This window comes from Jeotgalibacillus sp. 10bf12, assembly GCF_055597105.1.
Genome location: NZ_CP200276.1, coordinates 2,330,616 through 2,357,487, shown reverse-complemented (window position 1 = coordinate 2,357,487; position 26,872 = coordinate 2,330,616). Strand labels below are relative to the sequence as shown.

General features: G+C 41.9%; 27 protein-coding genes. All 27 read right to left on the bottom strand.

Annotated features, from left to right (window positions below; genetic code table 11):
- Positions 1 to 107: 107 nt before the first annotated feature.
- Positions 108 to 2,222, bottom strand: a complete 2,115-nt coding sequence (gene pnp, locus DH10bf12_RS12235) for a polyribonucleotide nucleotidyltransferase (RefSeq protein ID WP_471735552.1) — start codon at positions 2,220 to 2,222, stop codon at positions 108 to 110.
- A gap of 124 nt (positions 2,223 to 2,346) precedes the next feature.
- Complete coding sequence (rpsO, locus tag DH10bf12_RS12230; RefSeq protein WP_134371748.1) at positions 2,347 to 2,616, bottom strand: 30S ribosomal protein S15; 270 nt, start codon at positions 2,614 to 2,616, stop codon at positions 2,347 to 2,349.
- A 149-nt stretch (positions 2,617 to 2,765) separates the two neighbouring features.
- The gene (gene ribF / locus DH10bf12_RS12225) at positions 2,766 to 3,707 is read right to left on the bottom strand and encodes a riboflavin biosynthesis protein RibF (protein WP_471735551.1); all 942 of its coding nucleotides are present in this window, start codon (positions 3,705 to 3,707) and stop codon (positions 2,766 to 2,768) included.
- A gap of 13 nt (positions 3,708 to 3,720) precedes the next feature.
- Positions 3,721 to 4,632 carry a tRNA pseudouridine(55) synthase TruB gene (truB, locus tag DH10bf12_RS12220; RefSeq protein ID WP_471735550.1) on the bottom strand — a complete coding sequence of 304 codons (912 nt, stop codon included), beginning with the start codon at positions 4,630 to 4,632 and terminating at the stop codon, positions 3,721 to 3,723.
- Positions 4,633 to 4,786: 154 nt separating this feature from the next.
- Positions 4,787 to 5,131: a 30S ribosome-binding factor RbfA gene (rbfA, locus tag DH10bf12_RS12215; protein WP_404409241.1), complete on the bottom strand. Its 345-nt coding sequence runs from the start codon at positions 5,129 to 5,131 to the stop codon at positions 4,787 to 4,789.
- A 35-nt stretch (positions 5,132 to 5,166) separates the two neighbouring features.
- On the bottom strand, positions 5,167 to 5,379 hold the full coding sequence (locus DH10bf12_RS12210; RefSeq protein ID WP_471735549.1) for a DUF503 domain-containing protein: 213 nt from the start codon (positions 5,377 to 5,379) through the stop codon (positions 5,167 to 5,169).
- A 62-nt stretch (positions 5,380 to 5,441) separates the two neighbouring features.
- Positions 5,442 to 7,610, bottom strand: a complete 2,169-nt coding sequence (gene infB / locus DH10bf12_RS12205) for a translation initiation factor IF-2 (RefSeq protein ID WP_471735548.1) — start codon at positions 7,608 to 7,610, stop codon at positions 5,442 to 5,444.
- 13 nt (positions 7,611 to 7,623) lie between these two features.
- Positions 7,624 to 7,932 (bottom strand): YlxQ family RNA-binding protein, encoded by a 309-nt coding sequence (locus DH10bf12_RS12200; RefSeq protein ID WP_471735547.1) that lies wholly within the window; start codon positions 7,930 to 7,932, stop codon positions 7,624 to 7,626.
- Positions 7,929 to 8,204 carry an RNase P modulator RnpM gene (gene rnpM / locus DH10bf12_RS12195; RefSeq protein ID WP_471735546.1) on the bottom strand — a complete coding sequence of 92 codons (276 nt, stop codon included), beginning with the start codon at positions 8,202 to 8,204 and terminating at the stop codon, positions 7,929 to 7,931. Before rnpM ends, DH10bf12_RS12200 begins: the two co-directional genes overlap by 4 nt.
- A gap of 14 nt (positions 8,205 to 8,218) precedes the next feature.
- The gene (gene nusA / locus DH10bf12_RS12190) at positions 8,219 to 9,343 is read right to left on the bottom strand and encodes a transcription termination factor NusA (protein ID WP_471735545.1); all 1,125 of its coding nucleotides are present in this window, start codon (positions 9,341 to 9,343) and stop codon (positions 8,219 to 8,221) included.
- Between the two features lie 21 nt (positions 9,344 to 9,364).
- Complete coding sequence (gene rimP, locus DH10bf12_RS12185) at positions 9,365 to 9,832, bottom strand: ribosome maturation factor RimP (protein WP_471735544.1); 468 nt, start codon at positions 9,830 to 9,832, stop codon at positions 9,365 to 9,367.
- Positions 9,833 to 9,968: 136 nt separating this feature from the next.
- Entirely contained in the window at positions 9,969 to 14,276 is a 4,308-nt protein-coding gene (locus DH10bf12_RS12180) for a PolC-type DNA polymerase III (RefSeq protein ID WP_471735543.1), read from the bottom strand.
- Positions 14,277 to 14,337: 61 nt separating this feature from the next.
- Positions 14,338 to 16,050, bottom strand: a complete 1,713-nt coding sequence (locus tag DH10bf12_RS12175) for a proline--tRNA ligase (RefSeq protein WP_471735542.1) — start codon at positions 16,048 to 16,050, stop codon at positions 14,338 to 14,340.
- Between the two features lie 26 nt (positions 16,051 to 16,076).
- A complete protein-coding gene (gene rseP, locus DH10bf12_RS12170; RefSeq protein WP_471735541.1) occupies positions 16,077 to 17,351 on the bottom strand; it encodes an RIP metalloprotease RseP in 1,275 nt (424 codons plus the stop codon).
- Positions 17,352 to 17,434: 83 nt separating this feature from the next.
- Positions 17,435 to 18,586, bottom strand: a complete 1,152-nt coding sequence (locus tag DH10bf12_RS12165) for a 1-deoxy-D-xylulose-5-phosphate reductoisomerase (protein ID WP_471735540.1) — start codon at positions 18,584 to 18,586, stop codon at positions 17,435 to 17,437.
- A gap of 19 nt (positions 18,587 to 18,605) precedes the next feature.
- Positions 18,606 to 19,394: a phosphatidate cytidylyltransferase gene (locus DH10bf12_RS12160; protein ID WP_471735539.1), complete on the bottom strand. Its 789-nt coding sequence runs from the start codon at positions 19,392 to 19,394 to the stop codon at positions 18,606 to 18,608.
- A complete protein-coding gene (locus DH10bf12_RS12155) occupies positions 19,391 to 20,185 on the bottom strand; it encodes an isoprenyl transferase (RefSeq protein WP_471735538.1) in 795 nt (264 codons plus the stop codon). The genes DH10bf12_RS12160 and DH10bf12_RS12155 overlap by 4 nt, the downstream gene beginning before the upstream one ends.
- Before the next feature lie 143 nt (positions 20,186 to 20,328).
- On the bottom strand, positions 20,329 to 20,886 hold the full coding sequence (frr, locus tag DH10bf12_RS12150; RefSeq protein ID WP_471735537.1) for a ribosome recycling factor: 558 nt from the start codon (positions 20,884 to 20,886) through the stop codon (positions 20,329 to 20,331).
- Positions 20,886 to 21,611, bottom strand: a complete 726-nt coding sequence (gene pyrH, locus DH10bf12_RS12145; RefSeq protein WP_404409214.1) for a UMP kinase — start codon at positions 21,609 to 21,611, stop codon at positions 20,886 to 20,888. The genes frr and pyrH overlap by 1 nt, the downstream gene beginning before the upstream one ends.
- Positions 21,612 to 21,688: 77 nt before the next feature.
- Positions 21,689 to 22,570 (bottom strand): translation elongation factor Ts, encoded by an 882-nt coding sequence (gene tsf, locus DH10bf12_RS12140; RefSeq protein ID WP_471735536.1) that lies wholly within the window; start codon positions 22,568 to 22,570, stop codon positions 21,689 to 21,691.
- 90 nt (positions 22,571 to 22,660) lie between these two features.
- Positions 22,661 to 23,377: a 30S ribosomal protein S2 gene (rpsB, locus tag DH10bf12_RS12135; RefSeq protein ID WP_404409210.1), complete on the bottom strand. Its 717-nt coding sequence runs from the start codon at positions 23,375 to 23,377 to the stop codon at positions 22,661 to 22,663.
- 179 nt (positions 23,378 to 23,556) lie between these two features.
- Positions 23,557 to 24,006, bottom strand: a complete 450-nt coding sequence (locus DH10bf12_RS12130; protein ID WP_471735535.1) for a DUF6115 domain-containing protein — start codon at positions 24,004 to 24,006, stop codon at positions 23,557 to 23,559.
- A 12-nt stretch (positions 24,007 to 24,018) separates the two neighbouring features.
- Positions 24,019 to 24,321, bottom strand: a complete 303-nt coding sequence (locus DH10bf12_RS12125) for a hypothetical protein (RefSeq protein ID WP_471735534.1) — start codon at positions 24,319 to 24,321, stop codon at positions 24,019 to 24,021.
- A gap of 13 nt (positions 24,322 to 24,334) precedes the next feature.
- Positions 24,335 to 25,105 (bottom strand): FliA/WhiG family RNA polymerase sigma factor, encoded by a 771-nt coding sequence (locus DH10bf12_RS12120; protein ID WP_471735533.1) that lies wholly within the window; start codon positions 25,103 to 25,105, stop codon positions 24,335 to 24,337.
- 198 nt (positions 25,106 to 25,303) lie between these two features.
- On the bottom strand, positions 25,304 to 25,792 hold the full coding sequence (locus tag DH10bf12_RS12115) for a chemotaxis protein CheD (protein WP_471735532.1): 489 nt from the start codon (positions 25,790 to 25,792) through the stop codon (positions 25,304 to 25,306).
- Between the two features lies 1 nt (position 25,793).
- Positions 25,794 to 26,417, bottom strand: coding sequence for a chemotaxis protein CheC (locus DH10bf12_RS12110; protein ID WP_471735531.1), 624 nt, complete (start codon positions 26,415 to 26,417; stop codon positions 25,794 to 25,796).
- Entirely contained in the window at positions 26,414 to 26,854 is a 441-nt protein-coding gene (locus tag DH10bf12_RS12105) for a chemotaxis protein CheW (protein WP_471735530.1), read from the bottom strand. Before DH10bf12_RS12105 ends, DH10bf12_RS12110 begins: the two co-directional genes overlap by 4 nt.
- Positions 26,855 to 26,872 lie beyond the last annotated feature (18 nt).

The following is a 26,872-nucleotide window of genomic DNA, read 5'->3' as shown; positions in this document are numbered from 1 at the left end:
AAACATTTTACTATGGTTGATGGATTTTTTCATCTAAAAAAGCTTTTCAATGTCTTAAGGAAAGGTTTATTACATAGAAAAACCGGCTATTCAGCCGGTTTTTAACTCTATTTTTGTTCCTCTTTTTCCTTCTGCTCTTTGATAACTGCTTTACGCGATAAGTTAACGCGTCCCTGATTATCAATCTCTGTCACCTTTACTTCAATCTGATCTCCAAGTGAAAGGACATCCTCCACTTTATTTGTACGCTCTTCCTGAAGTTCAGAAATATGCACAAGACCATCTTTTCCGTTAAAGATTTCAACAAAAGCACCGAATTTTTCAATCCGCTTTACCTTACCGAGATAATTCTGGCCAACTTTTGCTTCTCTAACCATATCTTCGATAATCTGCTTCGCTTTCGCATTCATTTCAGAATCAGCTGACGCAATGAAAACTGTACCATCCTGCTCGATATCAATTTTAACGCCGGTTTCTTCAATGATTTTATTAATCGTTTTGCCGCTTGGCCCGATTACGTCACGGATCTTATCCGGATTAATTTTCAGCTGGATGATCTTAGGTGCGTATTCAGAAAGTTCTTTTCTCGGTTCACTGATTGTCGAAAGCATCGAATCAAGAATATGCATTCTGCCTTCCTTCGCCTGCATCAGTGCCTCTTCAAGAATTTCTTTTGTCAGACCTTCAATCTTAATATCCATTTGAAGTGCTGTTACACCCTTAGCTGTACCTGCTACTTTAAAATCCATGTCGCCAAGGAAATCTTCCATACCCTGAATATCTGTCAGGATGGTATAATCTTCCCCTGATTTCACAAGACCCATAGCAATACCAGCTACTGGCGCTTTTAATGGAACCCCGGCATCCATCATTGCAAGCGTACTTGCACAGATACTTGCCTGAGATGTAGATCCGTTTGATTCAAGTACTTCTGATACCAGACGGATTGTGTAAGGGAAGTCTTTTTCATCAGGAAGCACTTTTTCAAGCGCACGCTCTCCAAGTGCACCGTGACCGATTTCACGACGGCCCGGTCCACGGATCGGTCCTGTTTCCCCGACGCTGAATAACGGGAAATTATAATGATGCATGAAACGCTTAGACTCTTCAAGACCAAGTCCATCAATAATCTGAACATCACCAAGAGGTCCAAGTGTTGCAATGCTTAAAGCCTGCGTTTGTCCACGTGTAAACAGACCTGAACCGTGTGTTCTTGGAAGTGTGCCAACTTCTGAAGAAAGCGGTCTGATTTCATCTGGTTTACGGCCATCCGGACGAAGCTTGTCCTGAGTGATCTGTCGGCGAACTTCTGCTTTGACCATCTGATCAAGTGCTTTTTTCGCATCTTTTTTATAGTCCTCGTCTGCCTCTTCTTCTTCAAGAACAGCGAGCACTTCTTTTTTCACTGTTGAAATTGCTTCATCACGAGCGTGCTTTTCATGTGTCTGAACAGCTGAAATAAGTTTTTCTCCAACCATTTCCTGCATTCTGCTGACAACATCAGTATTCAACTCTGCTAAAACGATTTCTCTTTTTTCTTTACCGCATGCAGCAACAATTTCTTCCTGGAATGCAACAAGTTTCTTGATCTCTTCATGGCCGAACATAATCGCTTCAAGCATCTTTTCTTCAGACACTTCAAAAGCTCCTGCTTCAACCATGTTAATTGCATCTTTTGTTCCTGCAACAATTAATTCCATTTCACTCTTATTCTGCTGCTCAATTGTAGGATTAATAATAAATTCCCCGTCAATTAAACCAACCATAACTCCGGCAATCGGTCCACCGAATGGAATATCAGATACTGAAAGTGAAAGTGAAGATCCAAGCATAGCTGCCATTTCTGATGAACAGTCCTGGTCTACACTCATGACCATACTCATGATCTGTACATCATTACGGAAACCATCAGGAAACAATGGACGAATCGGTCGGTCAATCAGACGGCTAGTTAAAACAGCACGCTCACTCGGACGGCCTTCACGTTTAATAAATCCACCAGGGATTTTACCTACTGAATACATTCTCTCTTCATAGTTAACCGTCAGCGGGAAAAAGTCGAGCGGCTTAGGCTCTTTAGAACCTGTAGCTGTACTTAGGACAACTGTATCACCATATCTGATAAGAGCAGCTCCGCTCGCCTGCTTTGCAAGCTGGCCAACCTCAACTGTAAGCTCTCTTCCTGCCCAGTTGGTTGTAAAAACCTGTTTGTTCTGGTCCATCTAAAAACCCCTTTCTGTATTAAACATAGTAAATCAATTTACTGTTCTTTTCACTATGTACAAAATGTATCATTTTTATCCTAATAAAAAAGCGGGACGAGGCCCGCTTTTCATCATTGCATTCTTATCGACGAAGACCAAGCTTGTTAATCAGTTCGCGGTAACGAGCTACGTCGTTATTACGAAGGTATGATAACAGGTTACGGCGACGTCCTACCATTTTGAATAGTCCGCGACGTGAGTGGTGGTCTTTCTTATGAGTACGAAGGTGCTGGTTCAGGTTGTTGATATCTTCAGTAAGAATCGCAACCTGTACTTCTACAGATCCTGTATCTCCTTCGTGTGTACGGAATTCCTGAATAATTTCGTTCTTGCGTTCTTGAGTAATAGCCATAGTAAATAGCCTCCTATTATTTTTATTAAAATCCCCTGTCACCGAGCAGACGGCGGAGAAACCGCGATGCCAAGCAAAGGTTCATTCGTACATGAATATACTATCATAAGCTAAATGCTGTTGCAACCTGGAGTTGCTAACACCCAGGCCTATCTTTGATGGATATCAATCGCCTTTTGTTTATCCTTTTCAATTTGGGCAATCAGCTCATTTACACCGTTAAATCTCTTTTCACTTCTGATTCGGTCAAGCCACTGAACGAGTACATTCTCCCCGTATATGCTTTCATCGAATTCAAAAAGATGCACTTCTACGCTCAGCTGTGCATGATCAGGATCGTTAAACGTTGGTTTATAACCGACGTTACAAATTCCATCATGCCATGTATTATTCACCTTTAATTTCACGGCATACACGCCAGGTGATGGAATTAATAAACCGTTCAGCATTTCGATATTTGCTGTTGGAAATCCGATTTTGCGGCCTCTTTTCTCACCATGAACAACCAGCCCTTCTGTCTCGTAACGCGAGCCGAGTAATGCTGCAGCTTTTTTAGTGTCACCAGCAGATAAGAGTTCACGGATTCTTGTAGAACTGATTTTTTCATTATCGTCTGTCTGTTTTTCAACTGTAGTCGATGTAAACTTACCGCGCGCATGAAATGGAAGTGTTTCCATTTTACCCCGTCCGAATTTTCCGTATGAATAATCAAAGCCTGCTGTGATATGCACGGCATTCAGCCCGATTAAATATTGGTCAACAAATTCCTGTGGTTCCAAAGATGCAAACGCTGAAGTGAACCGCACAACTAGAACATAATCTATGCCTAATGCTTCGATCTTTTTAATTTTTTGTTCAAGCGTTGATAAATATTGCACATTGCTTTTCTTCGCACTCAGTACAACGGAGGGATGAGGATCAAAAGTCATCACTGCACTTTTAATCTCGTTCTCTCTGGCATAATCGAGTGCAGCACCGATCACTTTTTGATGGCCCAAGTGTACACCGTCAAAAAAACCAAGTGCAATAGAAAGCGGAGGAAAATCTTTCTGATTCAATTCATGCGGGTGACGAAGCGTATATACTTTCATGACAAATCCTTTCTCATCCTGTCCAAATCACTTTAACTGGCTTTATCATTCCAGCTTTTTCCGGATGTAGGTGATAAATAGCCAAAACGTTCTGTTCATAATATACAGCGACCGGCTCTCCAATTTCTCCTGTCCAGTCGGAAGGTACCGGCATTACAGCACCATGCTTCACTTTACTAGCAACTGTATCACTAACTGTGATGTTCTTCAATCCGGATAAACCGAGTTCAAGAGGTCTTAACACAGACTGAAAATCCTCAAGAGCTGAGAGTTCTTCAAGTGTGATACAATCTTCTGCTGTGAAACGGGCAGATGATGTTCGTGTCAGACTTGCCATATGACCGGGAAACCCGAGTTCTGCAGCAAACATAACAGCAAGCGTTCGAATATAGGTCCCTTTCCCACATGCAATATCTGCTTCAAATGTGAAAGTATGACTTTCTTCATCATAATTTAAAGAGGATTCATCTATCTCAATATGATGGATCTTTACTACACGTGATGGACGTTCAACAGTTTTACCTTCTCTTGCGTATTCATAAAGTCTTTTACCGTCCACTTTTACTGCTGAATACATGGGTGGAGTCTGTTCGATGCTGCCAGTAAGTTTTTCTGCCTTCTCAAGCAGCTGCTCTATTGTAAAAGGCTCTTCAACATCTTTTTTCTCAACGATCTGCCCTGACGCGTCTTCTGTTTCGGTGGATTCTCCTATAACAAACCGCGCTTTATATGATTTCCCTGCTTCTGTTATGTACTCAGCAATTTTTGTGGCTCTTCCAATACAGATCGGCAGTACACCATCAACATCAGGATCTAATGTACCGGTATGCCCAACCTTTTTTGTTTTCAGTATTTTTCTGACTTTAAATACACAATCGTGGGAGGTCATCCCCGGTTCTTTCCAGAGTGGTAGTATACCGTTCATTTTCATAACTCCTGTCCGGTTTAAATATTTGGCTTTTTTGAAAGATGACTGATGATATCCGCTTAAATCATCAGCTGTAAAGATACATTAAACTGACTTATTCATAGCAATAAACCTAAAAAAACAGGCAGAATAAATTCTGCCTGCCTCCGTTTTATTCACGTTCCTTTAAGTCCCGAATTAATGATTCAATACGGTTACCCGTTTCAATTGATTCATCAAATTCAAATAACAGCTCAGGTGTTTTTCTCAGCCTGATTCTCTGTCCGATTTCAGAACGGATAAATCCTTTTGCTTTAGCGAGGCCTCGAAGTGTATTTTCACGCTGTTCTTCATCTCCAAGGACTGTGATATACACAGTCGCCTGCTGAAGATCACCTGTTACATCAACATCCGTTACTGTAACAAAACCGATTCTTGGATCTTTAATCTTCCGGCCGATGATATCGCCAAGCTCTTTTTTCATTTGTTCTCCGACTCTGTTTGAGCGCAATGACATAATATGCCACCTCTTATCAAGAAGATTTGTTTCCGTTAAAGTCTTTCTATCTCGGCAGCTACAGGTTCCCATTCAGGAAATGACTCCATCAGCGAGATTGCCCGTTTGATTTCAGTTTCTGCTGCTCCATAATCCGCAGCAGCAGAAACGAGTTCAATGACGGTACGCTGCCACTTATCCTGATAGTCTGTCTCAGCAGCGGAAACATTATACTTTTGCTTTACCCTTGTAAGGACCCGTTTTAACACAGATCTCTTATCTTTTAATGAGTGTGAAAGAGGTAAGTGAAATTCACATTCAGCACGGACAATCATTTGCGTTTGATTTCTTCCATTACAAACGCTTCAAAAATGTCCCCTTCTCTAACATCATTATAGTTCTTTAAAGTAATACCACATTCGTAGCCTTTTGCCACTTCCTTGGCATCATCTTTATAACGCTTTAACGTATCAAGTTCGCCTTCAAATACAACAATACCATCACGGATTAATCTTACACCGCTATCGCGTGTAATCTTGCCTTCCGTTACATAGCTTCCCGCAATTGTTCCGACTTTAGATACTTTAAACGTCTGACGTACTTCTGCCTGACCAATCACTTTTTCTTCGAATTCAGGATCAAGAAGTCCAGTCATTGCTGATTCAATTTCTTCAATTACCTTATAGATAATTCTATGAAGTCTCACATCAACCTGTTCTGCATCTGCTGCACGTTTTGCATTTGCATCAGGGCGTACGTTAAATCCGATTACAATTGCATTAGATGCAGCAGCAAGTGTAATGTCAGATTCAGTAATTGCACCTACTGCAGTGTGAATGATTTTTACGTTTACACCTTCAACTTCAATTTTAAGAAGAGAAGCAGCCACAGCTTCTACAGAACCCTGAACATCACCTTTAACAATTACATTCAGGTCTTTCATTTCACCCTGCTTCATTTGTTCAAACAGGTTATCAAGCGATACGCGGGTCTTTTCACCACGCTGAGCCTGAAGTGCCTGCTGAGCACGTGTCTCACCAATTGAACGTGCCGTTTTTTCATCTTCAAAGACAACGAAACGGTCACCTGCAAGCGGCACATCGTTCAGCCCTGTAATTTCTACAGGCGTTGACGGACCAGCTTCTTTCACACGGCGGCCAACGTCATTTACCATTGCACGAACACGGCCAAAAGTTGTACCTACAACAATCGGGTCACCTACTCGCAGTGTACCATCCTGAACAAGAAGCGTAGCCACTGAGCCACGGCCCTTATCAAGCTCGGCTTCAATTACAGTTCCCATCGCACGGCGCGTAGGGTCTGCTTTTAGTTCTTCAACTTCAGATACAAGACCAATCATTTCAAGCAGATTATCAATGCCTTCACCAGTGAGCGCTGATACTGGAACAAAAATCGTGTCTCCGCCCCATGCTTCAGGTACAAGGGCATGTTCAGTAAGCTCCTGCATCACACGGTCAGGATTAGCTGAAGGTTTGTCCATTTTATTCACTGCAATAATAATTGGAACTTCAGCAGCTTTAGCATGATTAATTGCTTCTACTGTCTGAGGCATTACACCGTCATCTGCTGCCACAACTAGGATTGTAATATCAGTTACTTTCGCACCACGTGCACGCATTGTAGTGAAAGCTGCGTGTCCAGGTGTATCAAGGAATGTAATTTTTTTATCTTCATGATCAATCTGGTAAGCACCGATATGCTGAGTGATACCGCCTGCTTCACCTTCTGTTACCTTTGTTTTCCGGATTGAATCAAGCAGCGTTGTTTTACCATGGTCAACGTGCCCCATGATTGTCACAACTGATGGACGTTCAACAAGCTTGTCCTCGTCTGATTCTTCATCGAAATATGTTTCAAGGTCAGTTGAATCCACAAGGATTTCTTCCTCAACTTGAACACCATAATCTTCACAGATCAACTCAATAGCATCTTTATCAAGTTCCTGGTTAACTGTCGCCATTACGCCGACCATAAACAGCTTTTTAACCACTTCAGATGGCTCTCTGTGCAGCTTTTTAGCAAGCTCTGCTACTGTCAGAGATTCTGTAAACGTAATTTTTTCCGGAAGCTCTCTTTGCTTCATTGGAGTAGGTGTAAACGGCTGCTTGTTTTTTTGATTGCGGTTATTTTTACCGCCTCTGTTTATTCCCGGGCGCTGCTGACCGCCGCGTCCTTTGCCGCCCTGGCCGCCTTGAGCACCCTGACCGCCTTTGCCGCGGTTTTGTGGTCCGCCACCCTGGCCACCACGATTTTGCTGACCGCCGCCGCGGTTTTGATTTTGTGGCTTATTCTGTGCTTGAGGTTTGGCTGATTGATCCTGCCCTTTTGTGTAAGCTTTATCGAGCTTAGTTACAGCATCACCTTCTAGTGTTGCCATGTGGTTCTTCACTTCAATATTAAACGTTTTTAATTTATCAATTACTTCTTTACTGGTGACATTTTGCTTTTTTGCGTATTCATATACACGTACCTTACTCATTCGTTCACCCCCGTTAAGATTCGTCGAGCAGTGAGATCAGTTTATCAGCGAATCCTTTGTCAAGGACAGCAACTGTAACTCTTGCGTCCTTGCCGATCAATTGTCCAAGTATATACCGGTCTTTTACCGTTCTGACCGGAACCTGATAATATGATGCTTTGTCCGTCACTTTTTTCCTCGTGTTGGCTGAAGCATCCTCTGACAGTAAAACTAATTTTGCTTTACTGTTTCTGATCTCTTTTACGACTAATTCTTCGCCTGATATAACTTTTCCTGCCCGAGTCGCAAGACCCAATAATGACATCCATTTCGGCTGTTTCATTTGCGCCCTGCTTCCACATATTCAAGAAGCTCATCATACAGTGTTTCCGGTACTTCAGCTTCTAAGTGGCTTGCTAATACATTTTTCTTTTTTGCTTTCAATATTGCATCTTTATCTTTAGATAGATATGCACCACGTCCTGATTTCTTTCCAGTAGGATCAATAGAAACAACACCCTCTTTGGAACGGACGATACGGATCATATCTTTCTTTTCTTTCATTTCATGTGTTGCAACACATTTGCGTAAAGGTATTTTGCGTTTTTTCGTCACTGGATTAAACTCCTTTACTCGATGTCATCTTCAGGATATGAGAATGAATTTTCCATATCTTCATCTGAGAAAAGCGGCTGATCATCACGTGGGAATATACCCATGTCACGTGCATCCGTTTCACTCTTGATATCGATTTTCCAGCCGGTAAGCTTTGCAGCAAGTCTTGCATTCTGCCCGCGCTTACCAATCGCCAGTGACAGCTGGTAATCCGGTACGACTACAGTTGTTGCTTTGTCCTCTTCGTTCACCTGCACATCAACAACTTTTGATGGGCTGAGAGCATTTGCAACAAATACAGTAGGATCTTCTGACCACTCAACGATGTCAATTTTTTCACCCTTCAGTTCATTTACAATTGCCTGCACACGACCACCCTTGGCACCAACACAAGCACCAACTGCATCCACCTCTTCATTATCAGAGTGAACTGAAATTTTAGAGCGGTCGCCAGCTTCACGGGACACTGATTTAATTTCTACAGTGCCATCAAAGATTTCAGGTACTTCGATTTCAAACAAACGCTTCAGCAGTCCAGGATGCGTTCGTGAAACAAAAATCTGTGGACCTTTTGTTGTTCTTTCAACCTTTGTAATATAGACCTTGATTCGGTCGTGCGGCTTATAAGATTCATTGGGCATTTGCTCATTTAAAGGAAGCAGTGCTTCGATTTTACCTAGAGCGACGTATATAAAACGGTGATCCTGACGCTGGACAATCCCAGTCATAATGTCATCTTCACGATCAACAAATTCAGTATAAATAATGCCTCTTTCAGCTTCTCTTACACGCTGAGTAACGACCTGCTTTGCAGTTTGAGCTGCAATACGGCCAAAGTCGCGGGGCGTTACTTCAAGTTCAACAATATCGCCCACTTCATAAGCCGGATCGATTTCCTGGGCATCTGCAATTGAAATCTCAAGACGTGAATCAAAAACTTCATCAACAACTTCTTTTCTGGCAAATACACGCATTGATCCGGTATCAAGATTCAAATCCACTCGTACATTTTGTGCCTGGTTGAAGTTGCGCTTATAAGCAGAGACAAGTGCTGCTTCAATCGCATCAATCAGAACATCACGGTCAATACCCTTTTCCTTTTCAAGGTATGTGAGCGCATCGAGTAATTCAGTACTCATTCTTTTCTCTCCTTTCACCGGTTAGAATGTAACAGCTAACCTTGCTTTCGCTACTTTTTCTTTTGGAATTGCCATTTCTTTTTTTCTCGTTTTGATGGTAACCGTTATATTCAGTGTTTCCCCATCATACTTGTCCAGTACGCCTTCTATTTCTTTCATGCCATCGATTGGCTCATATGTCTTTACATATACCTGTTTGCCAATTGCATTGTGAAAGTCTTTTTCCTTTTTCAGAGGGCGCTCAGCACCTGGAGACGAGACTTCAAGAAAATAGTTCTGCTGAATTGGATCAAGCTCATCAAGTTTTTCGCTCAGACGTTCACTGACAATTCCGCACTCTTCAATATCAACGCCGGCATCTTTATCAATAAACACGCGAAGAAACCAATTAGATCCTTCCTTCACAAACTCCACATCTACTAGTTCAAGATTCATATCATCTAGAATTGGGTTTACAAGTTCTTCAGTTAGTTCTGTAATTTTACTCATCTGTTTCCTCCATCATTCTCTGAAAAATGCCTGAAACAACACAAAAGAGCGGGCGGCACCCACTCTTTTGACGTCAGAGTTATCTAAAACATTTCCGTGAATATAATACCATATATTGCGAACCCGTGCAAATCGCCTAAAACAGGGATAGCTGGTTCTGATCAGGCAGTCCGGCAAGACATCCCTGTGAATCAAGATACTCAATAATTGTCTTTGAAACCTTCCCCCGCTTCTGAAGGTCTTCTTTAGAAAGAAATTCTCCATTCTTTCTGGCTTCAACGATATTGATTGCTGCATTTGTACCAAGCCCCGGAATTGCGTTAAATGGCGGTATTAGAGAGTCTCCTTCAATCTTAAACTCTTTAGCATCCGACTTATAAAGGTCCACCTGCTTAAAAGTATAACCTCTTTCCACCATTTCAAGACAAAGTTCAAGTACTGTCAGTAAACTTTTCTCCTTCGGTGCTGCATCGAGCCCTTTCGCATTAATGCCTTCAATCTTAGCTTTAATTGCCTGGGAGCCGGCAGCCATTGCTTCAAGGTCAAAGTCTTCTGCACGAACTGTAAAGTATGCAGCATAGTAGAGAATCGGATGATGAACTTTGAAATAAGCGATTCTGACAGCCATGAGAACGTAAGCTGCAGCGTGTGCTTTCGGGAACATATATTTGATCTTTTTACATGAGTCAATATACCAGTCTGGCACACCATTATTTTTCATTTCGTCTTCCCATTCAGGTGAGAGACCTTTCCCTTTACGGACAAACTCCATAATTTTAAATGCAAGTGAAGGCTCAAGCCCCTGATAGATCAGATAAACCATAATATCATCACGGCATCCGATTACATCTGACAACTCACAAATACCGTTATGAATCAGCTCCTGTGCGTTACCAAGCCATACATCTGTTCCATGGGACAGACCAGATATCTGAACCAATTCAGAAAATGTTGTCGGTTTAGTATCTTCAAGCATTTGTCTGACGAATCTGGTTCCAAACTCCGGTATTCCAAGTGTTCCGGTTTTACACATGATCTGCTCCTGAGTGACTCCGAGAGATTCTGTTCCGCTGAAAATTTTCATCACTTCAGGGTCATCTGTCGGAATCGTTTTAGGGTCTATACCGGATAAATCCTGAAGCATTCTGATTACAGTCGGATCATCGTGCCCGAGTATATCAAGCTTAAGCAGGTTATCATGTATGGAATGGAAATCAAAATGCGTTGTTTTCCATTCAGACTCGCTTGCATTAGCCGGGAACTGGATCGGCGTGAAATCATAAATATCCATATAATCAGGAACTACAATGATACCACCCGGGTGCTGTCCGGTTGTACGCTTCACTCCTGTACATCCGCCTGCGAGTCTTTCAATCTCTGCACCTCTAAAGTGCAGATTATGATCACCTGCATACCCTTTAACATAGCCAAAGGCTGTTTTATCTGCTACCGTACCAATTGTTCCTGCACGATACACATAGTCTTCACCGAACAATTCTTTTGTGTAGTTATGTGCAACCGGCTGATATTCACCACTGAAGTTCAAATCGATATCCGGTACTTTATCCCCCTTAAATCCAAGGAAGGTTTCAAACGGAATATCCTGACCATCTTTAATGTATGGAACCTCACATTGTGGACAATCCCTATCATCAAGGTCAAACCCTGAACCGACTGACCCGTCATTAAAGAACTCGGACTGCTTACAGTTTGGGCACACATAATGCGGCGGCAACGGATTAACCTCCGTAATTTCTGTCATAGTCGCAACAAAGGATGAACCTACAGAACCACGTGATCCCACCAGATAGCCATCAATTAGTGATTTTTTTACAAGCTTATGTGAGATGAGGTAGATAACCGCAAAGCCGTGCCCGATAATACTCTTCAGTTCTTTTTCGAGTCGTGCTTCTACAATCTCAGGAAGCTCATCACCATATATGCTTCTTGCCATCCCGTAACTCATTTCACGCATTTCTTCATCGGCACCATCAATTTTAGGTGTATATAGTTCATCTTTGATTGGCGTCACATCTTCAATCATATCAGCGATTTTATTCGTATTTTCAATCACGATCTCTTTCGCCTTTTCTTTACCAATAAATGAAAATGCATCGAGCATTTCGTTTGTTGTTCTAAAATGCACATCCGGCAGCTTGTGTCTGTTTAAGGGATTAGCACCACCCTGAGAGGCAATGAGGATCTCACGATAAATTTTATCTTCTTCATTTACATAGTGAACATTGCCTGTTGCAACAGGCGGAATATTCATTTTGTCTGCAAAGTCTACAACTTTTGTAATAATCTCTTTCAGGTTATCTTCATCTTTTACTAACTCTAAATCTATTAAATGCTGATAAGCAGCAGGCGGCTGAACTTCGATATAATCATAAAAGTCCGCAAGCTCTTCAACTTCTTCAGGGGATTTTTGCATCATTCCTTCAAAGATCTCACCCTTATCACATGCTGACCCGATTAAAAGACCTTCGCGGTGTTTATTGAGCAGTGATCTTGGAATACGCGGCACCCGGTAAAAGTACTCAAGGTGAGAAATAGATACAAGCTTAAACAGGTTTTTCAGCCCGGCCTGAGTCTGAGCAAGAATTGTTATATGATTTGGTCTCGCCCGTTTAAACGCATCACCTTCACCCATATAATCATTCAGTTGATTATGGTTAGTAATTCCTTTTTCCTTCGCTTCTTTCAGCAGCCTTGCAAGTATATATCCGGTAGCCTCAGCATCAAAAATTGCCCGGTGATGCTGTGTCAGTTCAACATCAAATTTCTTCGCCAGCGTATTTAAACGGTGGTTTTTAAATTCAGGATGCAGAAATCTCGCAAGTTCAAGCGTATCTATGACAGGGTTTGCAGCTTTATCCATGCCTGCACGCTTATAACCCACATTTAAAAAGCCCATATCGAAGGATGCGTTGTGCGCAACGAGGGTATCGTTTCCACACCACTCTTTAAAATCCGCCAGCACATCTTCTATTTCAGGTGCATCCCTGACCATATCATCAGTGATGCCTGTCAGGTTAATTGTTGTTGCTGAAAGCGGGTGATGAGGGTTCGCGAAACGCTCAAAGCGATCGATGATCTCCCCTTCTTTGACCTTCACTGCAGCAAGCTCGATGATTTTATCGTAAACAGCTGATAAGCCGGTCGTTTCAACGTCAAAGACAATGTATGATTCCGTTTCAAGCTCTCTGTCAGCAGTATTGTAGGCAATAGGCACACCATCATCCACAAGATTTGCTTCTAATCCGTATAAGATTTTAATATCATTTTTGGCTCCTGCCGCATGTGCTTCCGGATAGGATTGAGCGACTGCGTGATCAGTAATTGCCACGGCTTTATGTCCCCATTTTTTTGCCTGCGATACCAATGAAGAAACAGATGATACAGCATCCATCTGGCTCATTGGTGTATGCAGATGAAGCTCCACGCGCTTTTCATCAGATGTATCCTGTCTGAGTAATGGCTGTATTTCCATTACATCCTGCGCAATCATCACAAGGTCTCTTACAAATGTATCATTTTGTATTGATCCCTTAGCTCTGACCCACATACCTTTTTTAAGCTGCTGCATAACCGCCGCATCTTCTTTGTCACGCGAAAACATTTTCACAAGAATTGAATCAGTATAGTCAGTCACTTTGAATGTCAATAGTGATCTTCCGCTTCTTAGTTCTTTCACTTCAGCATCAAATACAAGACCCTGAATCGCAATTTTCCGCTCTTCTTCCTGAATCGTTTTAATTGCTACTGGCTCATCCGGTTTAATAGAGTAACCGATTGCTACAGGCCCTGTATGTGTATCAGCTGCATTTTTCTGATCTTCAAGCTTTTGCATTTCAACAAGTGCCTGTTTTGCCCATTCTTCCTCTTCTTTTTTCTTGGATTCAACAAAAGCTTCGTATTCTTCATTTGAACCTTCCGTTGATACTTCTGTATGAAGAACAAATGGACCAAAACCCCATTTTTCAAATGCACTGTTCAGAACTTCAGTATATTTATTTTTGATCTGCATGCCTTCAGTTTCATTTGAGACTTTAATAGTAATCTTATTTCCATTAACCTCAGGCTTTTGGACAGATAACAGCTTAAGTAATGGCGGGGCTATTCCCTGTAGCTCCTCAAGACATGTTTCCCAGTAATCAAGCACTGTATCTGCTGATATATCTGCATCCGCGAGTTTTATAGAAAAAGAAACCTGTGCGATATGCTGAAATGACTGATTAAGCCTTGCAGTAAATTCCTTCATAATCTGACAGGGAACAACCGATCTCAGATTGAAAACAAAGTGCCACTTTTTTTCTTTTTTATGGACTGCAAGCCTTTCAATTTCTGCTTCCTCAAAATGATCAGCATACAAATCTCCAGTCATATTCAATTGAGTCAATAACAGCCGGAACTTTTCTCTTTTTGACAAATCTGTGCTCATAGTTCCTCCTTATTCAGACAGCAAAGGCTGGTGCAAGCACCAGCCTCAGGTTTTTAAATGGTTAAGCGTTAGCCTGGCGAAAAATCTCCTGGAGTTTGTCAGTTAATTCTTCTTTTTGAACTTCATAAGATTCGCCATTTTTTCTGATTTTAACTTCAACAATGCCTTCTGATGCGCGTTTACCAACCGTGATTCTGACTGGCAGTCCCATTAAGTCTGAATCTGCAAACTTAACACCTGCGCGCTCTTTTCTATCATCAAGTAAAACTTCATAACGATAATCAGTTAACAGTTTGTACAGTTCTTCTGCTGTCTGAGCCTGCGTTTCATCTTTCATATTTACAGCGAGCAGATGAATATCATATGGAGCAATATTTGTTGGCCAGATCAATCCATTTTCATCATTAAACTGCTCAGCCATTGCTGCAAGTGTACGTGACACACCAATGCCGTAGCAACCCATAATCATAGGATTGGAGCGTCCGTTTTCATCCAGAATATTTGCATTCATCGGCTCACTGTATACAGTACCAAGCTTAAATACGTGACCAACTTCAATCCCGCGTGCAAATTGAATCGTTCCATTTCCATCCGGTGAAGGGTCTCCCTCAACAACAACCCGGATATCTGCGTACTGGGATACTTCGAAATCTCTTCCGGCCTGAAGGTGCTTGAAGTGAACACCCTCCTCATTAGCTCCGGCGATCATATCTCCCATTGCCTCTACTGCATTGTCTGCGATAATCGTCACTTCTTCTGAAAGTCCAACAGGTCCGACAGAACCCGGCTTCACACCAGTATACTGAACGGTCTCTTCTTCAGTTGCCAGTTCAGCCACACGGCCATTCACTGCATTTTTTACTTTCACATCATTCACTTCATGATCTCCGCGCACTAATACAAGCACCGGCTTTTCGTCTACAATGAACAGCATTGACTTAACTGTATCTTCTTTATCTGCACCCAGGAAATCCGCTACAGCGTCAATTGATTTCTGATCCGGAGTAGATACTTCTTCTTTTTCTTTTCCACTGTGGTTTTTCTTGTCATACTGCTTATTTACTGCTGCCATTTCAAGGTTCGCAGCATAATCAGATGAATCAGAATATGCAATTGTGTCTTCACCGATCTCAGAAAGAACCATAAATTCATGATTGTCTTTCCCGCCAATTGCACCTGAATCAGCCAGTACAGCCCGGAAATTTAAACCGCATCTGCGGAAGATGTTCTGATAAGCTTCGAAAAGTCTGTCATAAGCTTCATCAAGACTTTCAGTGGAGGCATGAAATGAATAAGCATCCTTCATTAAGAATTCACGGCCTCTGAGTAAGCCAAATCTCGGACGCTTCTCATCCCGGTATTTTGTCTGAATCTGATAAACTGTCAGCGGCAGGCGCTTATAAGACTTTACTTCATCGCGAAGCAGACTTGTAATCATTTCTTCATGTGTTGCACCAAGAGCGAATTCACGCTCGTGACGGTCCTTCATTCTCATCAATTCAGGCCCGTAAGTGAACCATCTCCCTGATTCTTCCCAAAGTTCGGCAGGCTGAAGTGCAGGCATCAGCATTTCCACTCCACCTGCAGCATTCATTTCTTCACGTATAATTTTTTCTACTTTCTGAAGCACTTTCAGGCCAAGTGGCAGAAATGAATAAATGCCGCTTGCATTTTGTCTGATATATCCCGCTCTTAGCAGAAGCTGATGACTTTTTACATCAGCTTCTGAAGGGGTTTCTTTTAATGTTGGAATTAGCGTTTGACTCTGTTTCATCTATAGCACCTCTATTTTCTCTCTGCTTATAAGAAATATCGCTGGATGTCGTTCCAGGTAACAACGATCATGAGCAGCATTAATAATGCGAATCCTACAAAATGAACCATACCTTCCTTTTGCCTGTCGATCGGTTTTCCACGCAAAGCTTCAAAACCGAAGAACAGCAGTCTGCCGCCATCTAATGCCGGAAGTGGCAGAAGGTTCATAATACCAAGGTTTATACTTAAAATTGCACCCCACTGCATCAGCTGATAAATCCCTGCTTTTGCAACTTCTTCAGTGCTCTTATATATACCAACCGGCCCAGCTAATGCATCAATTGAAAACTGGCCTGTAATTAAATCTCCCAATAAATCAAAAATTGTCACTGTCCAGAAATAAGTCTGTTCCGCACCATATTGGACACTTTGGAAAATACTTGGAGATTCTATTCTGGGGTTATAAACGCCGATAATGCCCTGTGAAATGGTTTGATCACCCTGTTCAAATGTTCTCTCTTCAGGTGTTACATTAAATGAAAGAGATTCTTCTCCTCTTTGAACATCAATTGTGATTTCTTCACCAGGTGATTGACTCACAATGCCTGTCAGATCTGCCCAGGTAGAAATTTCTTCTCCTGAAATTGAGGTAACCTCATCACCTTTTTCAAGTCCTGCCTCATCAGCAGGGTCACCGGGCACAAGATCTCCAAGCACTGCGCGATCAACAGGAATTCCTGCAGACATCCCGATGATTGATAAAACAATAAATGCAAGTACGAAATTCATGGCAGGGCCTGCAAAGATCGTTAAAAAGCGCTGGTGCAGCTTTTTTGAATTAAACTGTCTGTTCCACGGAGCAAGCTGCGTTTCCACGCCGTCCTCAATAAAAACAGCTTTTTCAGAAAGATCGAATCGCTGCAGTGTCTCTTCACCTTCTTCGTAGCCTTTAATATACAGTTCTTTTTCAAGTTCTGCTTCAGCTACTTCGATGACACGAAGATCAGGGTAACGGTCTTTATTATTCAGTACGACCTTTTCAACCTTTTCATCCTGACCCAATATTAAACCGGCTCTGAAGCCCGGCTTTAATTCCATCAGTTCAGCATCTTCTCCGGCCATCCTGACGTATCCGCCAATCGGCAGCAGGCGAAGGGTATACTGTGTTTCATTTTTCTTGAAAGCAAGCACTTTCGGACCCATTCCGATTGCAAACTCACGGCATAGGATACCCGCTCTTTTAGCAAAGACAAAGTGTCCCAGCTCATGAAAAAATACGAGCGCACCGAAAATGACTATAAATGCGATGACTGAGTTCATCGTCATACCACCTTTAACATAGTTGTGTCTGAATGCACAGACTTTAACCTATTGTAGCACGTTCCAAAATGACGGGTGTACAATCAGCGTTTAAATTCCGCAAGAATTTTTGAACGTGTTTCCTGATCAACTGATGTAATGGTTTCAAGATCAGGATTCGGTACCGGATGATGAGATGACATCGCTTGTTCTATTACGTGTTCAATATCAAGGAAGCTGATTTTCTCTTTTAAAAACAATGCAACTGCTGCCTCATTTGCTGCATTTAAAACAGTTGGCATCGTACCGCCTGTCCGTCCTGCCTGATAAGCAAAATCGAGACACCTGAAGCGTTCAAGGTCCATCTTTTCAAAATGTAGCTTTCCTATCTCCTCAAGTCGCAGTCTGCGGTCAGTTTTATGGACAAATCGATCCGGGTAACTTAGCGCATACTGAATCGGGACTCTCATGTCAGGTGTGCCGAGTTGGGCCATCACTGAACTGTCATGAAACTCTACCATAGAATGTATGATACTCTCCCTGTGCTGAAGTACATCTATTTTGTCGTATGGTAAATCAAATAGCCACTTCGCCTCGATTACCTCGAGACCTTTATTCATCATACTGGCTGAATCAATCGTAATTTTTGCGCCCATTGACCAGTTCGGATGGTTAAGCGCATCTTTTACTGTTACTCCTTCAAGCTCTGAGCGGGACAGATCTCTGAAGCTGCCGCCTGAAGCTGTAATAATTAATCTTTCGATATTTTTTTGGTTTTCTCCCTGAAGTGCCTGGAAAATAGCTGAATGTTCACTATCGACAGGCAGGATGGTGACGTTATGATTATGAGCCGCCTCCATTACAAGGTGTCCGGCAGTGACGAGCGTTTCTTTATTGGCAATTGCGATGGTTTTACCTGCATGAATCGCCTGTAATGTCGGCTCAAGCCCCACACTTCCAAGCACCGCATTTACAAGCAGGTCCGCTTCAGGATGAATCGCTGTTTCAATCAGTCCTTCAGCGCCATGCATGATCGACGTTTTCCCTATGTATTCTCCTGTCAGAATGTCTGCATCCTCTTTTGATTGAACAGATACAAGAGATGGATTGAATTCTTCAATAATTTTTCTGGCCTGATTAATATTGCGCCCCACTGAAAAAGCGACAAGTTCAAATGAATCCTTATGGGCACGTAATACATCAAGCGTTTGGAGTCCAATTGATCCCGAAGCTCCCAGTAATGAAATCTTTTTCATAAATCCCTTAGCTCCTTTATCAGATTAATTGTAGAATGTGCATAAGCGGTAATACAAATAGCAGACTGTCAAAACGGTCTAATAATCCGCCATGTCCAGGAAGGATATTACCTGAATCCTTCACACCGTAATGTCTCTTCAGTGCAGATTCAACCAGGTCTCCAATCTGCCCGAAGGCTGAAAGTACAACCGTTGCCGGGAGCAGATACCATAGCATTGCATCCAGAGGTGCAATAAAATAAAAAATAACAACTGCAACCAGAGCACTTACAATTCCGCCAATAAATCCTTCAACTGTCTTATTAGGACTGATATCAGGCCACAGTTTTCTTTTCCCCATTGATTTTCCGATGAAATATGCACCGGAATCAGTCGTCCAGATAATAATTAAAGCATAGACAACCCATAAAATATCTGCATCTCTAGTTTCGATAAAATAGAAAAAACCAATCCCTACATACAGCATTGCAAATACAGCAAATGCTGCGTCATCAAATGTGAAACGGTTCTTTTTCAAAACCGTATAAACAAGTAGCAATAATACCGATAATAGTGCAGTTTCTATTTTTGTATAATTCAGCTGATTAAGCAATTCATAATATTCATTTGGCAGAAGAAATATCCAGAGTGTAATCATTGAGATCGCACCAGGAATGGAACGGAACTGGATGGAGCGCATTCTGAGCACTTCATATAATGCGACTGTTGCAATAAAATAAGTCCCGATTACAAACAGTAATCCTCCCACCAGGACAACCGGTATAAATAGTGCTGCTGCGAGCACACCTGTTATAATTCGTTGTTTCATGTCAGATCCTCGCTTTTTAAACCGCCATATCTTCTCGAACGCTTTTGAAAGCCTTCAATTGCTTCAATTAAATGTTCTTCCTTAAAATCAGGCCATAACACATCTGTAAACCAGAACTCAGTATAAGCGAGCTGCCACAGCATAAAGTTACTTAATCTGATCTCACCGCTTGTTCTGATCAGCAGGTCAGGGTCACCAAGATGAGGCGTCATCAGATAAGAGCTGAACAGATCATCTGTTAATGACTCCGGATCTGCTTTCCCGGTTTTCACATCTGTCGCGAAGTCTTTAACTGCCTGAATAATTTCATTTCTACTGCCATAATTTAAAGCAAAGTTTAAAACTAGTCCGTCGTTATGTGCCGTTTTTGCTATTGCCTGATCGACGGCTCGGAGCGTATGTGCAGGGACCTGTTCTCTGTCCCCCATCATTTGTACTTGTACGTTTTCTTCAATCAATTCGGGCAGAAATGTACCAAGAAACTCTTCTGGCAGCTTCATAAGAAACTCAACTTCCATTTTTGGTCTGACCCAGTTTTCAGTTGAAAATGCGTAAAGTGTCAGTGCTTTTACACCCAGGTCATTAGCAAGTCTGGTAATCGGCTTTACAGTTTTCATCCCTTCATGATGTCCTGCAACCCGCGGCAACGCTCTTTTATTTGCCCATCGGCCATTACCATCCATAATGATGGCAATATGATCAGGTATTTTATAGTTTTTACAATCATTAATTCGTTGTGAAAAGGACTCCGGTTCTTTAAGGGATGTCCATCTTTTCATTTTTTCGAGCATTGTACTTCCCCCATCAGGTAATTGCATATTTTATGCTAGTCCTATCATATCAAATATATACTTGAAAATGTTGCCTTGTTTTGAAAAGGGGTATTAACAAAGAAAACCCCCTACACTGTAGAGGGTTTTCTAATAAGATGTGATTAAACCTCAAGGATTTCCTGTTCTTTAGCTTTTGCCAGCTCATCAATCTTTGCAATATGCTCGTCAGTCATCTTCTGAACATCATCGCTGTAGCCTCGCAGATCATCTTCAGTGATGTCTCCTGATTTTTCCTGCTTTTTCAGGTCGTCGTTTGCATCACGGCGGATGTTACGAATACCTACCTTCGCTTCTTCAGCTTCTTTTTTCACCTGCTTTGCAAGATCACGGCGGCGCTCTTCAGTAAGTGCCGGGATTGTGATACGGATCAGCGAACCATCATTAGAAGGATTTAATCCAAGATCTGATTTCTGAATCGCTTTTTCAATATCTCCAAGCGCAGTCTTATCATAAGGTGTGATCTGGAGCAGTCTTGCTTCCGGTACAGAAATTGATGCTACCTGGTTAAGCGGTGTCGGCGCACCATAGTACTCCACCTGAATTTTATCAAGTAAAGAAGCGCTCGCACGACCTGCTCTAATGCTTGCAAGATCACGTGAGAAAGATTGAATTGCTTTAGACATTTTGTCTTTTGTTTCGTTCATTGTCTGTTGAGCCATTATTTTTTCCCCCTGACAACTGTACCGATTGGTTCACCAAGAGCGGCACGTTTAATATTTCCATTCTCCATAATTGAGAATACTATGAGCGGGATATCATTGTCCATACATAAGGATGAAGCTGTTGAATCCATTACAGCCAAACCATCTTTTAGTACGTCTAAAAATGACAGTTCATCATATTTTACTGCATCCGTATCAATTTTAGGATCTGCAGAATAAACGCCATCCACATTGTTTTTAGCCATTAAAATGACTTCAGCTTCAATTTCAGCAGCTCTCAGTGCAGCAGTTGTATCTGTAGAGAAGTAAGGATTCCCTGTTCCTGCTGCAAAAATGACAACGCGCTTCTTTTCAAGATGTCGAATGGCTTTTCTTCTGATATAAGGTTCCGCAACCTGACGCATTTCAATTGAAGTCTGCACGCGGGTTTGTACCCCGGCATTTTCAAGACTGTCCTGCAGTGCAAGGGAATTCATTACTGTTGCAAGCATGCCCATGTAATCAGCAGAAGCCCGGTCCATTCCCATTTCGCTGCCAATCTTTCCGCGCCAGATGTTACCGCCGCCTACAACAACAGCTACTTCAACACCAAGGTCAGAAAGTTCTTTAATCTGTTCAGCTACTGATTTTATAATCGGAGGATGAATGCCAAATCCTGCTTCTCCTGCAAGTGCTTCACCACTTAGTTTCAATACCACTCGATTGTACCTTGATTTACTCATAGAGTCCTCCCGTATGGTTCATTTTTTCCAAAAAAGAGGGAACACAAAGTGTCCCCGCTAGTCGTTTTAATCAACGATTATTTTTTCACCTGGCTCATTACTTCATCAGCAAAGTTGTCCTGGCGCTTTTCAATACCTTCTCCAACTTCATAACGAACGAAGTCAGTCAGCTGGGCGCTGTTAGAAGCAAGGAATTCTTTTACTTTTTGATCAGGATTCTTTACGAATGGCTGATCAACAATGCAGATTTCCTCAAAGTATTTGTTCAGGCGTCCTTCTACCATTTTAGCAACGATATTTTCAGGCTTTCCTTCTTCTAATGCCTGTTTTGTAAGAATTTCACGCTCTCTGTCAGCTTCTTCCTGAGAAACCTGGTCACGAGAGATGAACTTAGGGTTAAGTGCAGCAGCGTGCATTGCTACATCTTTTGCTACCTGCTCCTCAGTTGTACCTTCAACTACTGAAAGAACACCGATTCTTCCGCCCATGTGAAGGTATTCGCCAAATGCAGCGTTATCTTCTTTTGTGCGGACAGCAAAACGGCGAAGGCTGATCTTTTCACCGATCTTACCAACGTTACCCGTAATGTAGTCTCCTACTTTCTGGCCGTTGCTCATTTCTGTTTCAAGTGCTGCATCAACAGACTCAGGCTTTGTTGCAAGAAGATGATCTGCTAATTCATTACCAAGGTTTTGGAAACCTTCGTTTTTCGCAACGAAGTCAGTTTCTGAGTTAAGCTCAAGAATGACTGCGTCATTTCCATTGCTCTTGATGAATGTAAGACCTTCAGCTGCGATACGGTCAGCTTTTTTAGCTGCTTTAGCAATCCCTTTTTCACGAAGGAAGTCAATTGCCTGATCCATATCTCCATTTGTTTCCTGAAGTGCTTTTTTGCAGTCCATCATACCTGCACCAGTTTTTTCACGAAGTTCTTTAACCATTTGAGCTGTAATAGCCATGAAAATTCCTCCTCATATCTGTTAAAATTTCATTTTTATCCTTTAAAAAAGGTGATAAGGGATTTTCCCGCTTATCACCTTTTAAAATTATTACTCAGCAGCTACTGCTTCTTCTTCCTCTTCTTCAACCTGCTTAGATTCAAGAATAGCGTCAGCCATTTTTGAAGTCAGAAGTTTAACGGCGCGGATTGCGTCATCATTTGCAGGGATTACGTAGTCGATTTCGTCAGGATCACAGTTTGTGTCAACGATTCCTACGATTGGAATATTCAGCTTGATTGCTTCAGCAACAGCGATACGCTCTTTACGAGGATCGATGATGAATAAAGCATCCGGAAGCTTCTTCATGTCTCTGATTCCGCCTAGGAATTTAACAAGACGCTCATATTCTTTTCTTAGTTGAACTACTTCTTTCTTTGGAAGCACTTCAAATGTACCGTCTTCTTCCATCTTTTCGATTTTCTTAAGACGGTTGATGCGAAGCTGGATTGTGTCAAAGTTTGTTAGCGTTCCACCTAACCAGCGCTGGTTGATGAAGTGCATACCTGCACGTTCTGCTTCGTCTTTCACAGACTCCTGAGCCTGCTTTTTAGTACCAACGAAAAGAACTTCTCCTCCGTCAGCTGCAACTTCTTTCACGAACTTGTAAGCTTCTTCTACTTTTTTAACCGTCTTTTGAAGGTCAATGATGTAGATTCCGTTACGCTCCGTGAAAATATACTTCTTCATTTTTGGGTTCCAGCGGCGTGTCTGGTGGCCGAAGTGAACACCTGCTTCTAGCAATTGTTTCATTGAAATTACTGACATAGTGTTATTTCCTCCTTGTGGTTATTCTCCTCCGCTCCGGTCATTTACAGGTCGGAAACTGCTTATCTTGTAAGCAGCACCATCCGCCCAATCACGAAGCGTGTGTATTAACACCGTTAACTACTATACCATATAAAAAAAAAGTCATCAAGTAGTTATTGATGACTCTTTTAAGCGGTTTATGATTGATTAAACTTCAGCATCAGTTCGACTTCAGTTTTCCCTTTTTTGAGCTCTTTAGCAACCTCTTCAATTGAATAGCCCTGGTCAATCATGCTTTTAGCCTGGTCATTGTCAGACTGCCGTCTGGACTTCTGAGGTTTTTTATAGGCTGCTGAAGCAAGGTTTCTGGCAGTATTTAATGATACAACAGGCTCCTGTGATGGTTTTCCGGACATCTCTTCTGCCGGTTTAGATTTACTTATTTTTTCGAACTGATTTAAAAACTGTTCATTTTCTTCTTTCATTTCAAGCAGGTAGCCGGTAAATGTCTGTTCAATTTCATTCAGTGTTTTTTCATGCTGGACTTCTTTGCTGATCAATCTGTTCTGTCTGAGGAACAACAGGTAGATCGATAAAAAGGCAGCAATATTAAAAATGATGGATAAGATAAGTAAAAATAATATCATGTTGACTCCTTATTAACCTGAATAATCCACTCTTCTACCTTTAAAAGGGTGTTTCTCCCCGGCTAAAGATGACTGAACCTCATCAGCGTTATTTTTTTCAGAATTTTTACCATGTTCCCTTTGACGTTTGTTATTTGCCTTCTCACTTTCTCCAAAACGGTTGACTGATTCGAGTTTTTTCAGACGCTCTTTTTCTGCAAGTGCCGCCATTTGACTCTGATTAATTGCATTTTGCTGCTGAAGTTGATCTGCCATCTTTCCTGCATCGACTGTTTTAGGGATCGCTACCTGCAATTCTACAAGTTTCAGGCTCATCTGATCTTCTCCTTTAAGTCTGGCTATATTCTGAGGCCAGCAGTTTACGAAGCTTAAACAGACATTTTGAATGAATCTGGGAAATACGGGAGGTTGATAAACTCATAACCTCTCCAATTTCAGTGAGCGTTAATTCTTCTGAGTAAAACAGACTGAGCACTAGCTGCTCTTTCTCGTTCAGCTGGGAAATAACTGATGCTAGGTCCTGATAAAGCTCATCTTTAACGAGTTGATCCTCAGGCATTTTTGCGCGATGATCTCTCAGTGTAAAAGCCGCACCATCATCATTGTCGTGATCATTTGCCTGGTCATCCATTGAAAGAACATTTGCAAATAAATGTTCCTGTGTAATCTGGTACACTTCCTCAACCGGCATCTCCAAAGCGTCTGCTACTTCATGTGCTTCCACGTGTCTCAGGGACTTTTGTTCAAGTTCTTCTATAGCAGCATCGACTTTTTTGGCTTTTTCCCTGGCTGACCGGGGCATCCAATCTTCTTTTCTCAGTCCATCAATAATGGCGCCGCGTACTCTGAAAGAAGCATATGTATCAAATTTCAAATCCCTTTCAGGGTCAAACTTCTGCAAAGCATCGAGCAGTCCCATTAATCCCAGACTTTTAATATCATCACGCGAGACATTCTTTGGCAATCCGGCACTGATTCTATGGACATGGTATTGTACAAGCGGCATATACCGCTGCACGAGCATGTCCCCTGCATGAGAATCTCTGGAGGCAGTCCACATCTGCCAGTAGTATTTTTCCTGATCTTTTGATTCATCCATGGCATGGTGCCTCCTTTCTTGTCAGCTCTGTGTCAACTAAAAGATTGCATGAACTTTTAGACTGATTATATATATTTCCTATTATATCAAAAGGAGGGGCTTTTGTGTTTTGCAATTAAAAAAGAGCCGCTGATATCCAGGGCTCTTAAAACTGATATTTAGACCTCTCACATAATGCTTAGTTATAAAATAAATAGATTAAATTACTTTTTCACCGATGTTTACTGTTCTGATGGACAGTAAACTGCTGGAGGGATCAAATTCAATCGTCCTTCCGCTGCTTCCTCCGGTATCTTCACTTATCACTTTAATCTGATAGCTGCTCAACACCTTTTTGACAGCTTCCACATTACGCGGTCCGATTCTCATGGTGTCTTTCTGACCGGCGAACTGGAACATTTGCGCTCCGCCGGCGATCTTAGCCTTTAACCTGTAGGGCGGACTTTTTAACAGACTGATTAAATAGGGTATCCCTGTGTCGGCAAATTTTGCAGGATTAATTTCCCCGGATCTTGCCAGTGCAGAGTCCGGCAGCATAATATGGACGAGTCCGGCTATTTTACTACGCTCATCGTACAGAACAACCCCTACACAGGAACCAAGACCTGATGTTCTGATCGTATCCTGTCCGGATACAATATTCGCATCAGCAATACCTACTTTAATAGTATTTCCTGTTTTTATCACATCAATCTACTCCTAAAGATCGAAACAGTACTTTAAAAGACTCAGGATCCGGAAGAAGAAAAAACTGCCCGTTTTCCCGACGTTTACCTTCATCCTTCAGTTCTGTATCAATAACAATTACTTTATCTCCCGCCTGGGACAGTTCGACCAGTCCAAAGCTGATGATTGCCCCTGCCATATCAATAGCAATTGCCGGTACGGTAGGGTATAGATTTAAATGGGTAAAATCTGATAACGAAGATAAATAGGATCCTGATAAAATATTACCCATTTCCTGAAGAGCCGACAGGCCTATTTCAGATTCACTTATATTTTCAAAGTTAAATTCAGGATCTTTAGTCAGCGTTCTGATAAAACTTTCTGCCTGATTGATTGAAAGGATAAAAAACATACTCCCTGTCATTTCTCCTTCAATCCTTAGAAATACACTGACAACAACATTTTCAGGTCCTCCAGCGATATCCATCATTTCATCAAAGGATACTACTTTCACATGAGGTACAGCCATATCAACCTTGTTACCCAGTAGAGAGGAAAGAGCAGTAGCAGCGTTACCTGCCCCAATATTGCCTATCTCTTTTAAAATATCAAGCTGGTAGTCAGTTATTTCCTCGTCATAGCTCATGCAGCATTCTCCAGTACTTTTTCGAGCTGAAGCAGAATTAATAATCTTCGGTCGATTTTAGCTACCCCACTGATAAAATCAGTTTCAATGCTGCCTACTACCTGAGGCTGCGGCTCAATTGAATCTTTAGACAGATCCAGCACGTCATTGGCCGAATCTACAATCAATCCGACATCAAGGCCGTTAATCGTAATGATGATAATTCTTGTGTGTTCGCTTTCAACAGATTCTTCAAGCGAAAAGCGTTTTCTCAGATCTATGATCGGTGTGACGACACCACGAAGATTAATGACACCTCTTACATAAGCTGGCACCCCCGGCACTCTGGTAATATGCATTACCTTCTCAATGGACTGGACATTTTGTACTGGCACTGCATACTCTTTATTAACCAGCTGAAATACAATTACCTTTAAATCGTGTTCCTGATTTGACATATCGTTGCACTCCTTACT